We start from the raw sequence: 15564 nt of genomic DNA, 5'->3' as shown, positions 1-15564 counted from the left end.
TTTTTGTCTTCTGCAAAGCGTCGTATAGTCTGGCGCTGTCCAATCTAATCCGCAAAGTTTAATCAGGCTTTGTACAAAGCCAGTGACCATGCGTAGAGAAAGACGAAATATGGATTTAATCATTAAGCAGCATTGGATGGCTGTATCGGAATAAGTTTGATTTCGACCATGTTGGCTTTTTGGTTGAGCATACCATTGTGTTTTGGGATCAAACCAAATGGCAATATTCCCACGATTAATGAGAGCTCGGTTGTATGTGGGCCAATTGGTTGTACGGTAGATTTTAGGTGTAGGCTTATTCATCTCAAAATTATATTGTGGAATAAGCCTTTAGAGATAGGTTTGTGCAACAAAGCCTATTGTATTTTAAAAATGAAAAATAAATAAATTTATATATTAAAGATAGATCTAATAATAAAAGTGAGATCAAAATGATTGAATGGTTACAAGGTGTTTTAAAGCACAGCCCCGAAATATTATTGTTCTTATCACTCGCAATAGGCTTCTGGATTGGACAATTCCAGTTTGGAAAGTTTCAGTTTGGCGGAGTCGCAGGCTCCTTACTCGTCGCAGTTGTTTTAAGTCTTATTGGCGTACCTGTCGATAACGGCGTTAAAGCAATTTTATTTGCTCTCTTCATTTACGCAGTCGGCTTTGAAAGTGGTCCACAGTTTTTTAAATCACTGGGTCCACAGTCCATAAAAGAAATTTTATTAGCAGTATTCATGGCAGTGTGTGGTTTAGTCACTGTTTTAGTAATGGCTAAAATTTTTCATCTCGATAAAGGCTTGGCTGCGGGTCTCGCTGCGGGCGGCATGACTCAATCAGCGATTATTGGGACTGCGGGAGATGCAATTTCTAGACTCGATCTCCCACTCGCAGAAATTCAAAGACTTCAAGCAAATGTCGCGATTGGCTATGCGGTCACTTACATTTTCGGTTCATTGGGAGCAATTATTGTCTGTGTGAATATCTTGCCTAAATTTATGGGTAAAGAAATTCACGACGATGCTTTAAAAGCTCAGAGTGAGCGGCTAAAAGGTGCTTTTGAACTCGCACCAGGCCAAGAACTGGCAATGCCGGAAATTGTGGGTCGTATTTATAAAGTTAAACAAGCCAATGGGCAAACTATTGCGGAAATTGAAGCAAAAGAGCCGAGTATTACGATTGAACGGTTAAAACGTAAAGATCAGTTTATTGATGTCGCTCCCGAGCTAACTTTACAAACAGACGATGTCATCTTATTGGTTGGTCGCCGTGCCAGTGTGGTTTCAGTTGCCGAGCAAATCGGTAGCGAATTACAGTCATCGCAAGGTATGGAAATGATTATGGATACCAGTGATGTCATCCTAAGAAATTCCAAATATCTCAACCGCACCTTAGGAGACATTAAGGCCAATACGCCTGCGTATTTAAAGCACGGTATTTATGTACTTGCGATTAAGCGTAAGGATGAGCCACAACCTTTAAGTGATGACACTGTTTTACGACAAGGCGATGTGGTCACCGTATACGGAACAAAAAGCGACCTCGACCGCTTGGTGAAAGAAGCAGGTAAAGCCCTACCTGAAAGCTTAAAAACGGACTGGATTTTCCATGGTGCAGGCCTTGTGGTTGGTTTGGTGATTGGTCTTTTTGTGATTCGTTTAGGTGATGTGCCTTTAACTCTTGGTGCGGGTGGCGGAGCTTTACTATCAGGTCTTCTGTTTGGTTGGATTCGAAGTCGAAATCAAGTGCATGGCAATATGCCTTTAGCGGCTTCACAGCTTCTTAAAGATTTGGGTCTTGCAGGCTTCGTTGCTGCCGTCGGCTTACAATCAGGTTTACAAGCTATTCAAACCATTAAAGAAAGTGGTCTTTCACTCTTTATGATTGGAGTTGTGGTAACACTGGTTCCTCTCCTACTTTCCATGCTCTTTGCTCGTTATGTTCTGCGTTATGACAACGTTGCAGTAATGGCAGGTGCACTATCTGGTTCACGCAGTGCAAACCCTGCATTTGGTGCAATTTTAGACAAAGCAGGAAACTCGATTCCGACCGTTCCATTTGCAATTACCTATGCCCTAGCAAATGTGTTCTTAACCTTACTCGGACCACTGATCGTAGGCTTGGCCTGATTTTATACATTGAATTAGAAATTTTATTCATCTCACTATAATTAAGGAGACGTCCCATGGGGAAAGTCGATTATTCTAAATACGCAAAACTCAGCCCATTTGAACTAAAAGATAATTTAATAGAATTAGCTCAAAGCAGAACTGACCGAATGATGCTAAATGCTGGGCGTGGTAATCCAAACTTTCTTGCTACCATCCCACGTAGAGCATTCTTTCAACTGGGTTTGTTTTCTGCGACCGAATCCGAATTTTCATTTTCCTATATGCCGGAAGGTTTAGGTGGCTTCCCGCGCCCCGTTGGACTCCAGTCACGTTTTGATAACTTCATTTTGGAAAACCGTGACAAACCCGGTGTAGTCTTTTTAGGCAAAGCCGTGTCTTATGTGCGCGACCAGTTAGGTTTAGACCCAGATCTTTTTTTACTTGAAATGGTTGAAGGGATTTTAGGCTGTAACTATCCAGTACCAGACCGAATGCTTCGAGTGAGTGAAACAATTATTAAAGAGTACGTCTTAAGAGAAATGGGCGTACAAGGCATGCAAAAAAGAGACTTAGATTTGTTTGCGGTCGAAGGCGGAACAGCCGCAATGGCCTATATTTTTAACTCATTAAAAGAAAATAAAATTATCAAAAATGGCGACCGTATTGCCATTGGTAGCCCTATTTTTACACCATATCTTGAGATTCCAAAACTCAATGACTACCAGCTTGAAGAAGTATTGATTGAAGCCGACCCTAAACTCGGTTGGCAATATCCAGAGTCGGAGCTTAGAAAGTTAGAAGATCCGTCTATTAAAGCATTCTTTTTAGTCAACCCAAGTAACCCACCATCGGTGAAAATGAGTGATGAAGGACTTGCGATTTTGGCCGATATCGTCAAAAAGCGCCCTGATCTGATTATTTTGACCGATGACGTTTACGGTACGTTTGCAGATAACTTCAAATCACTATTTGCGATTTGTCCTGACAATACAATTTTGGTTTATTCATTCTCTAAATACTTTGGTGCGACTGGTTGGCGACTTGGTGTCATTGCACTTTCAAATAACAATGTGCTTGATAAACAAATTGCAAACTTATCGAAAAAAGAGAAGAAAGAGCTTGAAGAGCGCTATTCATCTTTAACTACCGACCCAGCAAGCATTAAGTTTATTGACCGTTTAGTTGCCGATAGCCGAAATGTTGCTTTGAACCATACCGCTGGTCTGTCTACCCCACAACAAGTTCAAATGGTTTTATTTGCACTATTTAATATGATGGACTCACGCCAAAGCTATAAAAAAGCAGTTAAATCTGTTGTTCGTGAACGCGATGCAGCACTTTATAGACAGCTTGGCGTCGAGGTTCCAACAGATCCAAATGCTGTGGACTACTACACCCTAGTCAACCTTGAAAACACATCACGGACTCTCTATGGAGATGAGTTTGCAGATTGGGTTATGAAAAATAAAAATCCGACCGAGCTATTATTTAGAGTAGCAGATGAAACAGGTGTGGTTTTATTGCCGGGTTCTGGCTTCGGTGTGCAGCACCCTTCTGCTCGTGCATCTTTAGCTAACCTGAATGAATACCAATATGCTGCAATTGGTGATTCTCTAAGACGCTTTGCAGATGAAGCTTATGCAGAGTATTTAAAAACTAAAAAAGGCAAATAAACACCTATATACAGTGAGGCTCTAGCAGCCTCACTTTTTTCTTTCTGTTCTTTAATTTGCTATTTCAGCTTTTGAATGTAAAAGGTTCAATTTAAGCATTTACCTTTAAAAAGTAATCTAGCAACTGATCAGGCTCTTCATTTTGGCGTGAACCTAAAAGTCCAAAAATCGCACCATCAATCATAAATACAAAAATATCCGACTCTTCATACGTAGCCCTTTTTTTAGATTCTCGCAGAACCCAGAAAATTTCATTTTTAAGCCATCGCCTATAGCGAATTGCGGTTTGATATGCATTTGGATAAAGCTGTTTAATTTCAAAAATCGCTTTAAACAACAGGTAATACGCCCCTTTTAAGTCCGCATGTAAAAGGTAAATTTGTCTAAGCGTAAGAGACAAATCTGGATATTGACAAGATTCACTTATCGCTCTCACTTTTTCTTTTAAGTGTTCTTTTTGAACCAACAAACACATTTCAATTAATCTTTCTTTGGAGTGAAAGTAGTTGTAAAAAGTAGCTTTAGAAATTTTAGTCTCACTAACAATTCGGTCCACCCCGACCTTGTTGAAGCCGTATTGTTTAAATAAATCTGCTGCTGTGTTAAGCGTTCGCGTCGCTCTAAATGAAACTTCTAAATTTTTCATGTTTACTGCTTAAAATAATTTTTTGTTGTAAATAGAAGAGATAGAAATGCCGTCACTCTTAAAATGAGTGCTAAATACAGGCATGCAAAAACCGCACAATAATGGTGTGCTCACCTATCTCTGGTTTATTGTTGCTATGTTTTAGTCGTAACGATTCTTAAGGTATAGAAACCTAAAGTCGGTTAAATCGTTTTAAAGACTGTTTAAGCGGTATGGATAGAAAGAATTTGGCAAAGGTTGCCAACGAGAGAGAAGAAATAGTACGCATAACGGCGGACTCCTTTTGATTTAGAAGAGTCTTACCAATTACTGCTAAATAATGGTGGCAAGACTAGAAGGGTTAGCAGACTGGTACAAAAGGAAACCAGCACACCCGAAGGTGTCCCTCCTAGCCTCACCATAAAGGCGTGACTTAAGAGAACGCACAAAAACCAAAACAGCATTGTTGTGCGCCTTTTGTAGACGGTCTGCTAAAACCGACTGGCAATGTAGGCCAGCAGGCAAAGGATAGTGCCCAACCCTATTTCAGTCAAGCACACAAAATGACATCTGTTTTAAAATAGATCATTAAAAAGTAAGGATAAATAATTAAAATCTATTGTTAAATTGAGTTTATAAAACAGATATTTTCTAGTTCGCTTAAAGCTGTAGATAAACAACTAAGTTTTAAAACGATTTTATCTTCGGTCAATATATTCCAGATAGCCCCTTCCTACTAATGGCTGATCATAGAATTCGCCTTGCCATGCATACGAAGAAACGAAACCAGCAGCCAATCCAAAACAATATGGAGTGTCTACTTGTGCTGAAATATCTAAAACCTTTTGATTGTTGTGATAAGCAGCCCAGCGAAAAGTATTTGGTAAATTCATTGGAAAACCATCAGGTGTAATCTGTGGTTCTTCTTGAAGACTGGTTACTTCAAAAAGTATATCACCGTTGTATTGAATTGATGTTCCATCAATATGACGATAGTAAACAGAAGTCAAAATGGGTTGGTCTTCATAGCAAATAAAAGCCAGTAATAACTGCTGTTCATGGTCAATATTAATAACTTGATAGCTAAAGACTTTTACAGGAAGTTGAATATTCTCAACTAACCATTTGTTTTTGAGCATTGAGGTCGCTACAGCTTTCCAAGACTCAAGCGTACAAAGCCCGTTAATACTCTCACTATTGCCTTTTTGTTTAATGTAGCCGTCATAATGCATCAAGACACTAAAATGCTTATAAAAAGCACTATAGGCAAACCATGAAATAGCTTTGGTAGGCTTTAAATGAAGTTCTAGTTCTAAATCTTCTCTTTTAGTAATTAATATAAATCCATCACCATCCTCATGCATGACACTTTGATTGTCAAAATTAATCCCAAAAGGGGTTTGGTTAAACTTGATATCATTTTTGATTGAAAATGTTCTGTAGGCCTCAGGCGTTGTCGATAATGCTGTTCCATGTACCAAAGAAGCTGTATCCCCTTTTCCATCTTTAGACATTTGATAGTTGGTATCTGTAATCGTAAATCCAAGATAACCTAATACCGAAGCCCAAGATAAATATCGAAAGGGTTCAGGTAAGTCAGGAATCATGACCCCGTAATGTGTACTACCAAAGCGCTTATAAAGCGTATGAGGACTGAGTTCAAACTCTTTTGGCAATGTTGCTTGTCGCTCTGGTGTAACAGCTCCCAACAATGAGCCTGAAAGTTTGGCAACCTTTTGATTGGCTTTGGCTTTAAAACTCTTTGGTAATCTATCGCTTGAGATTAACATTTTTAAGATCCTTTATTTTTATCTACTTAAAAAAAGAAGTTCCATATTAGAACTTGATAATTTGCAATTGAATGTTAATAAAGGACATCTTGATCTAAGCAAATGCACTAAAACAAAAAAGCCAACTCTTTCGAATTAGCCCTAATTACCTCACGACCACGTCTGTGAAAATTGCTTTTGATTTTATTGTTCGCAACAATCTTCATCATTTTTGTTATGAGTCTAAATTAGCCTTTCTTTATGACATTTCGATTAAAAAAACATCCAAAATCTCTCCTAAACAAACTTCATACATAAAATATGTGTTTTAGAGAACTACATCACAATTTATATAGCTGTACATTTTAAAGGCATATTCCGCTAAACGAGTAAGTCTATTATGCTTAAGTCATCTAATTGTTAAGTATGTATGATGGAACAGCAAACTTTATTACAAGAACTGAACTCACTCATTGAATACTACTCAAAAAGAACCGATTGCCCGCCTACTCGAATACGCATCGGCTATAGGGCTTATGCAAAATTGATGCAGTGCCCGCCTTTTGCAGATGAAGTGATGAATTCAGCCCTAGATCCAAATAAGCGAAAATATAAAAAGTTAAAAATTAAAATTACGAAAGATGATGACCAATTAGAGCTTGAGTAGTTATATGTTGTGAATATCTCAAATTAGTTTGTATTAAACTGAGAAATTTCTTTTTATGATTTCTACTTCTTCCGCTGTAATATTAGTTAAATGTATTGATGAAAGTTCCTTATTAGAGTTAAAACCAAAATATAATTCTTCATTTTTAAAGTAATATACTGATTTTTCAATATTTAAATAAGTTAAAACTAAGTAATCTAAACCTACAATTAATTGTAGTTCATAATTAAAATCATCTCTAAATATACTTGAATAATCCTCAGATATATTCCACTCTGAAACATCAAATTTAGGTAGGAAATTTTCCACAGGAAATGGAATTTTATATTTATTATTGTTTTTCAAAATGTTACTAGAATTTATTGATACAAGAGTAATATTAATTACTTCGCCAGTGTTACTTAAACCTAGTTCAAATAAACAAGTTTTTCCATTTCCACATCGCCAGTATAGATCAGCTAATCCACTATCAGAGAACTCAATAGAAAAAGGAATGTATGAATCTATGTTAGTCAGTACATGTTTAGGCTGCTGCTTATCAGACATAACTAACATAGGTGATCCTTATCAATCTAAAATTAAATCCTAAAATAATTATTTGATTGTAAGCTATTTTTCAAGACAAAAAGCCCATTAACTGAGCTTTTATCTTCTATATAAAACAGCTTTTAAAACTCGACTTGTACCGTGACCGTATCTTGATAAGTTCCCGCTGGTACCGTGTCTGCGTTTTCATCCACAATTTTTGTAGTAAACACATAATTCTGCTGAGTTACTCCATTATGTACGCCTGGGTTAATCGTTGCATTTAAACTCGACCAACGCTCGTTACCGCTTCCCCATCGATCATTCGATGAGTTCTTGAAAATATCGTATTTTAAAAATGTATTACCCGTTTGCGACTTCATAGCTCGTTGGTCGCCATTTTGCGGGGAAAGTCCATTGTTTAAACTGACATAATACGGCGTATTCACAGAACATCGTATTCCCATAGATGACTGAACAGGTTCAAGCTTGGACGCAAACGCTGCTGTACCAAAGTTTACGTCTTGAGCTAAAATTCGACAGTCCGGAAGTACAGTAATTGACAGTGAACCAAGCGAGTCTGTTCCAGTTCCCCAGTTAAAACCGATACCCAATACCCCGCGTTTAAACCCTGGGCTTTCAAAGAATATACCGATTCCGGCAATAGCAACCCCTGGTACCGAATAGAACCATTTTACTTTTAACGGTGAATCAGCCTGATAAACACCAGGTGATACGCTTTGCCCAGCCGGAAGGCGTATATAAAAAGGCAAATTACCATCTGGCCCGCTAAAAAGATTGACCAGTGTAAAGCTACTCATGTCTTTTTCTTGGCCTAAACTAATGATTTCATTGTTACTATCTAAAATAACAGCATTGAGCTTTTCTCCGGTTTGAGCATTGGTAAACGAATTCGACATTTGTTCAACTCGATATTTTAGATATGTCATGTTTGCTAAAGCCAGACTAAAACCCGTACATGACAAACCCGAATTAAATTGTGAAGAATTCTCACCGTTTTCCATTAGGTAAATAGACGGAACCGAAATAGTAGATGAACCGGAAGCACTCACACTACATGCAGCATGAGCCAAATTTCCAGCCAACATCAGTCCAGAAAACATACATAAATGGCTGAGTAATTTTTTTGTTTTTATTTTCATGGTAAAGATACCTCATGACACGTAACAGGCTTAACCACCACAATTTGTTGCTTGGCTTGTTCTACATCTACAGAAAAATCTGCCTTACATACGCTCTGATCTGAACGTTGAACAGTTACGGTATTGTTCGCTTTTAAATTTTCTAAATAGACAATTCCATCCATTCCCACATAAGACGACTCTTGGTCAGCTCTATGCACGACTGAACCAACAGGCATAGGTTTTCCGTCTGCTTGAGTTAAATAAACGTTGGCAGCAATAGACTGATGAACTGGGAACTTAATCACAACACCCGAGCCGCGTTTAGCAGCAATACGTTGTTCAACTTGCGTGATTGTAAAGTTTGAAGGTAAATCGATTGGGTCGACGCTGTATTTACCCGAATAATAAGGCGTCACCGATGGCACAAAAATATGGCCTTTTTTATTACTACGACCAATTAAACTGTTTTCGTATCTAACCAAAACATCTGGTACTTGGTTGGTATCGACCAATGCAAAAGAATCGCCTAAACGGTTTGAAGCAAATATCTCACCCCCCATATAAATAAGTGAACCAGATAGACCAAACCAATAGTTATAGTCATGGTTTCCAGACATACCAAAGTCGGTATTGATATAACCATTGCGGTAATTGACACGTGCCTGATTTAAATCTTCACTATTTTCATTAAAGCGTCGGGTCAAGTCGACACCCACACCGCCCTCAGACGGCACAGAACGGTTGAAATTAACATAACCCGTATCGCCCTCTTTATTAAATGCATAACCCGAGTTCACAGTCGCGTTTCGTTGGAACAGTGGTATCGAAAGCTGAAATGCAGCACTCCACTCTTTTTCGATAAAGTCACGGTTGGCACTTAAGGAAACGGTCACACCATTCATATAAGTCGGTAAAACAGGTGCCCATGACAAGTTTAAGAAGCGGTTTTTAAAGTCATTCGCCTTAGTATTAATATAACCGACGCCAAATGTGCCTGAGTTTTTGGTCGCAAAGTAAGTATTGGCCGTTAAGCTTTTATTGCTATTGACCGAAATTAAATTGCTATATTGCAGCCGTGAAAGATCGGTATATTCATCATCGCGCTGGTTATGGTTAATACTAAAACCAAACCGATTACGGTTATAGCTGTACCCGACCGTATATTGATTACCCTCTAAATCTTTAGCTCGATCTTCAGACATAGACTTATCGGCCTTACTTTGGCTAAAAGAAGCACTCAGCACACCTAAGTTTGCAAGCTTGAGTACAGACCCTGCACCCAATAACTGTAAGTCTGAAGAAAGTTCTGTACGACCTTCTACGGTAAACCAGTCATTGACCCCATAACGGGCATCGGCTGCACTTGCAAATTTTCCATAAGAAAAGTTCTTAAGTCCGTAGTCTTCACGGATTTTCCCTAAAGACAATGAGTAATCAAATAAGCCGGGCTTGAGCAAAGTATTAGAAATATAAAATGGGACCGCTGTTGTAACCTGACGCCCGACTGCATCGGTCGTGACCACAACAGCTTCCCCTTTACCATTAATAAAAGGAACATTGTTTAAAATAAACGGCCCAGACTGTACCTCTGTTGAACTGGTCTTTTGACCATTAATAATTAAATCGACTGTACTTGGCAACGCGGCTTGCCCAATAAACTGTGGCAATGGATAGGTAATTAAATCGGGTCGAGTTGAATAATTTCTCTGTACCTGAAAACCACCTAGACGGACAGAGCTTCCCCAAGTCGTTTTACTACCGGTAATAATGTCACCTAGTACAAAAGATGTAGCGTTATTTTGGTTATCAAATTGCCAAGATGTGTCATAACGACGATAGCCATCATTGTCTAAAGACTCGGAGTTACCTTCATTTTTATATTGATTTTTGACATAGACACCAGAGTTTTTAATAACCCCTAACGGAGAGAAAAAACGCTGCTCAGTAAATAAACTACTGGTTGAACCACCTTGATAGGGTCTATAAGTATAAAAATCATAGTTATTGAGCAGCCCTATACCAGACTGAGCAACGACAGGCTTATACCATGAGTCTTTACCTAAAACTTGAGTCGGCATCCAAGCAGGTGGAAAGTTAAGCTTAAAATATTGGTTTGATGATTGATATTCATAGCTTACATCTTTCAACTTATCTAAAGATATCCAGTCACTTGCATCACCACTAAACCCCAAAGTTAAGATATCTTGATTGGTTAAAGCGGTCTCGTTGTTTGTCAGTAGCTCCTGAGGAATTTGAATTTCTAACTCATCGATCAGCTTGTTTTTTTGTATGAAGTACTCATCATTTTTAACGATGACAGGCACAACCTGCTGAACTGAATATTGGTTTACAACCAAGTCTAGATATAGCTTAAACAATTGATTAATTTCGTTAATATCTTTTGGTGGTGGAGGCAAATCGCCAGCAACAGCAATATTTGGAATATTTAAGCATCCACCCGACAACAAAATTAGTAAAATACTTTTGCATAAATTATTATGCCGAAGGATCATGTTGGATCCTCCATTTTTGTGATTTCGATCAACTCTTGTTTTATGCCAGAGCTATCAACACCATAAATTTTAGAAGTTTTTAACAATTCATTTGCAGTCGACTTATCAATAGCAAACTTCACGGTACTATTCGATAAAACATAGCCAAAAGCAGCTTTCCCTAAAGAAATATCATTGCCAGTTTTTGAAGTTTTAAGTGCCGAAAGACGCGCAAATTTCTGTCCATTATTTTTTAAATATAGCTCAGACTGGCCTTTGTCATTGTTGCGGACGGACCACTGTAAAACGGGTTTGGCTAAAGGATTTTTTGCATTCGCTTTTTGGCTCTCTTCAGTTAAACCACTACCAATACCTTTTCCATAGGCAAATAACGGAATTGAGTAACGCATTTGGAAACTCACTTTAGAAGCGTCTTGCTCGTTTCCATCGGAAAGGCGAATCGGTAACTCATCTACAATCAACCGATATGACTGTTCTTTGCCATCTGGCAAATTGGCGCTTTTGGTTAAACGAAGCATATGCTTCTCACCTGCTTTAATTTTAGCTACAGGCGGGCTTGGTATAATTTCGGATTGCTCATTATAGTTATCTTTTAAGCCATCTTGATTCCATTTAAACACCCGAATTTGCACCATCGCATCGGTCTTACCGGTATTTTGAAGCCAAACCGCTGTTGCTTTTTCATTGGCTTCAATTTTTGGATAAATAGGCCAAATTAAAAAAGTTGCTTGCGCCATCACAGGTGTAACAAGTGATAATGTACTTGCAAATAAAAAAGATTTTAAAATGCCATTTTTAATAAATGCAGAATTGTTCATACAAATCACCATGTAATCATTATTGAAACAGTATCTTTATAAATTCCAGCAGTATGTGGTTCATTATTATTTTCTAAATCAACGACACCATATATTTCAAAATTTGCCAGGCGGTTTGTAGGTGTTGTGGCAGGTAATAAATATTTATTACCGACAACATATTCAGTAGACAAACTGCTAGAGTTATATAACTTATAAGGCAAATAATTCGAAGATGAACCATTTTTCATACGTCTTATATTATTCTGTAGATTTTCACCACCATCTATAGAAATACTAACAGGCAAGCTTTCAGTACAACGAATATTCCAAGATTCTTTGCTATTTATAATATTAGAAACGACTTTATCTTTTGATAAAGCTGAATATTTACCAAAATCCATTTTCTGTTCGATATTATCTATTGAGCATCCATTTTCAATTTTAGCCTGAACTTTAAAACTAGAATTTAATTGAGGATCTACCGCATATACAAATGGACTTACAGATAGCAATAATATTGCTTTAAAATAAAAATATTTCATTTTCTTAAAACTCAATTGTAATTAGTACTATATCTCTATACTCACCCTTAGATATACGACCACCATCGTGTATGGCTTGACCAAAAATATCGATATTCTTTTTAGTATTCATATCATTAAGAATAAAAGCATCATTCGCTCTAATCACTTGTTTATCTAAACCATAGAGCAAGTTATAAGCAACAAAATCTCTACCATTACTTAATGCATGATAATAATTTTGTGAAAAAGACGCAGGAACTTTACTATCATTATTTCCAGAACCAAATATTATTTTTACAGTAGAAATACCAGCACACTGTATCTGTAAACCAGAGTTTCCATTATTCATCAAACTTGCGTCGATCACCCCATTAAAACCAGTTGAGGTTTCACCAAAATCAACAGTTCCGAAATTTAAATTTGTCACATTATTTTCAACAACTTTATTATTAATAGAACAAGAAGGTAATAATTCAATTTGATTTGTTAACTTAGCTCCAATTTCACCCGCATTTAATGAAGAAATTAAAAAATAAGAAATTATAAATATAGAACCGCGATTAAATATCATCTCCCCTCCATTTAAAACAGGTTCACTCGCTTTTAAGTAAACCTGCCACTCAATCAATTATTTCTTTTTATATTTAGAAATTTACAGTAACTAATAGAGTATCTTTATAATCACCTTGGGCTTTTGCTGTGCCAGTGTTTGGAGCAATTGCACCGAAAATTGGTACCGCTGTAGCTTGGCCACTAACTGTAGTGAACTGTTGTGGCTGGTTTACAACATAAAGGTTTGTACGAGCAGCATCGCGGTAAACGTTATATGCAACTACATCAGCAGAAGCAGTATTTTTTAAAGTACGGTCTGTACGTTCACCACCATCAATTGCAACTGTAAAATCAACAGGATCCGTACCGTCACAAGTCACAGAAATATTACCGCCTGTTGCTGCTGAAGCGACTTCAGCTGTTAATACGTTGTTCCAAGTACCAGAAGTTTTACCAAAATCTAAAGTACCAAACTTGTTCATATTCCCTTCAGTTTGACTACCACCTACAGTACAGCCTGTTGAGATATTTAATTTAACGTCAACCTGTCCAGTAACAGCCGCTTGAGTATTTACCGCATAACCAGCAACTATTAATGCTGCAAGAAGTGATTTCTGAATGTTTTTCATATTCATAACCTACATATATAATGATTAGTTTTGTAGAACAAAATGAATCAAACTCAATAAATAAAATATGTCCACTTTGTTTTATATATAAAACAAACTACCTTTTACTATTGTGTGATTCTTTTCACAATTTAATAACAATTATTTAACTTGTATACACACATTACAAAAAGACTATGTTTACTTATTTAAAATTCTTTCTTTAACAGTTAAAAAAACACCTAACTAAATACCCACCCCTACTTTAAAAAAAAGTCCAAGAAATAGAGAAAATAAATATCATCTATCAAATAAAAATTAGTCAATATTTATTCAAATACAATAATTTATAGATTCAATAAAATCATAAGAAACTCATTATTATTTAAACAGGTCACACGACCTATTTTAACTATTACTTAAGAGACAAAAATAAGTCACACGACCTATTTTTTAATTTTAGATTAGGTCATATGACCGATATTAAAAAATTATAGGTCACATGACCCATAATTAGTTTAATAGAATTTAAATATTTTATTTATATTTTTCTAATTTCATGGTTTAGAATGCCTTTTTTTAAATAGTACTTACAGGCTGGATAATGATCAAAATTGATACCTTTGATACTATGCAAATAAAGAAGTCCTTTACCACACTAAAAGGACAAGAAAGAGTAAAGCAAATCTTAAAAAATGCTGAGATAGTTTTTCTTACCAAAGGTTATTCTGGTTTTAGTATGCGAGGAGTTGCAGCTCAATCGAATATTAGTTTAAGTACCTTACAGCATTATTTCCAAAATAAAGATAGTTTATTAAAAGCTTTACTCGATAAATTAATTTTCGACTATATACAGCGTATAGAAATTTTAATCAACTTAAATGTAAATGAGCCACCCTTGCATCGGTTTATGAATATTATCACCAATATAATATATGAAATAGAACAACCGGTCATTACGCATACATTTAAAGAGGGGCGAATTCAAACATGAGGTGCGACAGTTTCAAAAGCCATATGATAATCAACAAGCTGAGCAAATTTCTCTAATGGTGTAAGCCAATCTAACGCCTTTCTAGGACGAGTATTCAGTGACATGGCAACTTGATTTAAATAATGCTGATCTGCCTGATTTAAATCAATCCCTTTAGGTAAATATTGCCTAATTAAACCATTCATATTTTCGCATGTGCCTTTTTGCCAAGGTGAATGTGGGTCACAGAAATATACATCTATGCCTAAATCTTCTTCGAGTATTTTATGTTCTGACATCTCGCGTCCACGGTCATAGGTCAACGTTTTACGCAGTTCTGCAGGTAAATATTTCAGAGCTTCAGTTAAAGCCTTGCGCACTGATTCTGCCTTTGCATCAGGTAATGTTGCCAAGATACAGAGCCGTGTATTTCGTTCAATAAGTGTTGCTATCGAACTTTTATTGTCTTTACCTTTAATTAAATCAGCTTCCCAATGACCCGGTATTTTTCTTTCTTGAACTTCGGCTGGGCGCTCATGAATAGTTTTAATATCCTGTAATATAGAATCTTTTTTAGGTTCACCGTTAGCTTTTCGCTTTTTATTTTCATGACGCAGACAGGATAATAAGTCTTTTTTCAACTCACCCTTGGGTAATGCTCGTATCGTTGAATAAATCGTTGTATGGCTTACATTCATTGTTTGATCCAAATCAGGAAATGTCTTTAAACGCTTTGCTATTTGCTGAGGAGACCATAAACAACGGATCGCTTCAACAATAAATTTCCAGAGGATTGAATCGATTTTGAGTTTTCTGTGACCACGTCTACGTCTAGCGAAGGTGTTATCAGAAGCATATCGAGCTTGATAAACGTCATTGATGCTATTTCTTTTAAGCTCACGATAGATCGTACTAGGATGTCTTTTAATGAGTTCAGCAAATTTTCTGGCTGAAAAGCCTTCTTTTCTTGACTCAAGCATTAATGCAGTACGATCTTCAAAGTTAAGATGATGGTATGACAATTTTATATACTCCATAAACCCTTTAAATTAATTAGGTGGTTTATGTCGCACTTCAAGTTTTACTCTGCC

14 protein-coding genes and 1 pseudogene are annotated in these 15564 nt (G+C 36.8%); 4 read left to right on the top strand and 11 right to left on the bottom strand.

The genetic code is table 11. From position 1 onward, the window contains the following. Positions 1 to 303: transposase (locus MKL51_RS06420; protein ID WP_270904250.1), on the bottom strand; the 303-nt coding region annotated here is incomplete at its 3' end. Positions 304 to 431: 128 nt separating this feature from the next. On the opposite strand from MKL51_RS06420, the gene aspT reads away from it, so the two are divergent. Both aspT and MKL51_RS06410 read left to right on the top strand, forming a co-directional pair. After that, positions 432 to 2117, top strand: coding sequence for an aspartate-alanine antiporter (gene aspT, locus MKL51_RS06415; RefSeq protein ID WP_032005367.1), 1686 nt, complete (start codon positions 432 to 434; stop codon positions 2115 to 2117). A gap of 56 nt (positions 2118 to 2173) precedes the next feature. Beyond that, on the top strand, positions 2174 to 3772 hold the full coding sequence (locus MKL51_RS06410) for a bifunctional aspartate transaminase/aspartate 4-decarboxylase (protein ID WP_002116631.1): 1599 nt from the start codon (positions 2174 to 2176) through the stop codon (positions 3770 to 3772). A 91-nt stretch (positions 3773 to 3863) separates the two neighbouring features. Here the strand turns inward: MKL51_RS06410 and MKL51_RS06405 are convergent, their stop codons facing one another. Both MKL51_RS06405 and MKL51_RS06400 read right to left on the bottom strand, forming a co-directional pair. Next, positions 3864 to 4418, bottom strand: coding sequence for a TetR/AcrR family transcriptional regulator (locus tag MKL51_RS06405; protein ID WP_032005365.1), 555 nt, complete (start codon positions 4416 to 4418; stop codon positions 3864 to 3866). Between the two features lie 677 nt (positions 4419 to 5095). Further along, positions 5096 to 6187, bottom strand: coding sequence for a DUF6670 family protein (locus MKL51_RS06400; protein WP_032052269.1), 1092 nt, complete (start codon positions 6185 to 6187; stop codon positions 5096 to 5098). A gap of 412 nt (positions 6188 to 6599) precedes the next feature. Between MKL51_RS06400 and MKL51_RS06395 the strand changes: the two genes are divergently transcribed. Further along, positions 6600 to 6833, top strand: a complete 234-nt coding sequence (locus tag MKL51_RS06395) for a hypothetical protein (protein WP_032005361.1) — start codon at positions 6600 to 6602, stop codon at positions 6831 to 6833. Positions 6834 to 6866: 33 nt separating this feature from the next. Here the strand turns inward: MKL51_RS06395 and MKL51_RS06390 are convergent, their stop codons facing one another. The 7 genes from MKL51_RS06390 to csuAB form a co-directional block, all read right to left on the bottom strand. Beyond that, positions 6867 to 7388, bottom strand: a complete 522-nt coding sequence (locus MKL51_RS06390) for a hypothetical protein (protein ID WP_032005360.1) — start codon at positions 7386 to 7388, stop codon at positions 6867 to 6869. Positions 7389 to 7501: 113 nt separating this feature from the next. Continuing rightward, complete coding sequence (csuE, locus tag MKL51_RS06385; RefSeq protein ID WP_032005358.1) at positions 7502 to 8521, bottom strand: Csu fimbrial tip adhesin CsuE; 1020 nt, start codon at positions 8519 to 8521, stop codon at positions 7502 to 7504. Next, positions 8518 to 11016: a Csu fimbrial usher CsuD gene (csuD, locus tag MKL51_RS06380; protein ID WP_032005356.1), complete on the bottom strand. Its 2499-nt coding sequence runs from the start codon at positions 11014 to 11016 to the stop codon at positions 8518 to 8520. The genes csuE and csuD overlap by 4 nt, the downstream gene beginning before the upstream one ends. After that, on the bottom strand, positions 11013 to 11846 hold the full coding sequence (gene csuC, locus MKL51_RS06375) for a Csu fimbrial biogenesis chaperone CsuC (RefSeq protein ID WP_152684064.1): 834 nt from the start codon (positions 11844 to 11846) through the stop codon (positions 11013 to 11015). The genes csuD and csuC overlap by 4 nt, the downstream gene beginning before the upstream one ends. Beyond that, positions 11840 to 12358, bottom strand: coding sequence for a Csu type fimbrial protein (locus MKL51_RS06370; protein ID WP_032005352.1), 519 nt, complete (start codon positions 12356 to 12358; stop codon positions 11840 to 11842). Before MKL51_RS06370 ends, csuC begins: the two co-directional genes overlap by 7 nt. Before the next feature lie 4 nt (positions 12359 to 12362). Next, positions 12363 to 12911, bottom strand: coding sequence for a spore coat protein U domain-containing protein (locus MKL51_RS06365; RefSeq protein ID WP_270904251.1), 549 nt, complete (start codon positions 12909 to 12911; stop codon positions 12363 to 12365). 73 nt (positions 12912 to 12984) lie between these two features. Then, positions 12985 to 13521 (bottom strand): Csu fimbrial major subunit CsuAB, encoded by a 537-nt coding sequence (csuAB, locus tag MKL51_RS06360; protein WP_002049140.1) that lies wholly within the window; start codon positions 13519 to 13521, stop codon positions 12985 to 12987. Positions 13522 to 14104: 583 nt separating this feature from the next. Here csuAB and MKL51_RS06355 point away from each other — a divergent pair. Further along, a pseudogene (locus tag MKL51_RS06355) lies at positions 14105 to 14476 on the top strand (TetR/AcrR family transcriptional regulator); the annotation flags it as partial. An 8-nt stretch (positions 14477 to 14484) separates the two neighbouring features. Here MKL51_RS06355 and MKL51_RS06350 read toward each other — a convergent pair. Next, positions 14485 to 15510 (bottom strand): IS30-like element ISAba125 family transposase, encoded by a 1026-nt coding sequence (locus tag MKL51_RS06350; protein ID WP_004994718.1) that lies wholly within the window; start codon positions 15508 to 15510, stop codon positions 14485 to 14487. Positions 15511 to 15564 lie beyond the last annotated feature (54 nt).

This window comes from Acinetobacter sp. AOR18_HL, from assembly GCF_027855145.1.
In the GTDB taxonomy this organism is placed as follows: domain Bacteria; phylum Pseudomonadota; class Gammaproteobacteria; order Pseudomonadales; family Moraxellaceae; genus Acinetobacter; species Acinetobacter pittii.
The sequence above is the reverse complement of the archived record's forward strand: the minus strand, read 5'-3'. Positions and strand labels throughout refer to the sequence as shown.

Coding starts and splice junctions, on each gene's coding strand:
- MKL51_RS06405 (WP_032005365.1), bottom strand. CDS start 4,418: ATGAAAAATTTAGAAGTTTCATTTAGAGCGACGCGAACGCTTAACACA.
- csuD (WP_032005356.1), bottom strand. CDS start 11,016: ATGATCCTTCGGCATAATAATTTATGCAAAAGTATTTTACTAATTTTG.
- MKL51_RS06370 (WP_032005352.1), bottom strand. CDS start 12,358: ATGAAATATTTTTATTTTAAAGCAATATTATTGCTATCTGTAAGTCCA.
- MKL51_RS06410 (WP_002116631.1), top strand. CDS start 2,174: ATGGGGAAAGTCGATTATTCTAAATACGCAAAACTCAGCCCATTTGAA.
- csuE (WP_032005358.1), bottom strand. CDS start 8,521: ATGAAAATAAAAACAAAAAAATTACTCAGCCATTTATGTATGTTTTCT.
- MKL51_RS06400 (WP_032052269.1), bottom strand. CDS start 6,187: ATGTTAATCTCAAGCGATAGATTACCAAAGAGTTTTAAAGCCAAAGCC.
- MKL51_RS06365 (WP_270904251.1), bottom strand. CDS start 12,911: ATGATATTTAATCGCGGTTCTATATTTATAATTTCTTATTTTTTAATT.
- csuC (WP_152684064.1), bottom strand. CDS start 11,846: ATGGTGATTTGTATGAACAATTCTGCATTTATTAAAAATGGCATTTTA.
- MKL51_RS06350 (WP_004994718.1), bottom strand. CDS start 15,510: ATGGAGTATATAAAATTGTCATACCATCATCTTAACTTTGAAGATCGT.
- MKL51_RS06390 (WP_032005360.1), bottom strand. CDS start 7,388: ATGTTAGTTATGTCTGATAAGCAGCAGCCTAAACATGTACTGACTAAC.
- csuAB (WP_002049140.1), bottom strand. CDS start 13,521: ATGAAAAACATTCAGAAATCACTTCTTGCAGCATTAATAGTTGCTGGT.
- MKL51_RS06395 (WP_032005361.1), top strand. CDS start 6,600: ATGGAACAGCAAACTTTATTACAAGAACTGAACTCACTCATTGAATAC.
- aspT (WP_032005367.1), top strand. CDS start 432: ATGATTGAATGGTTACAAGGTGTTTTAAAGCACAGCCCCGAAATATTA.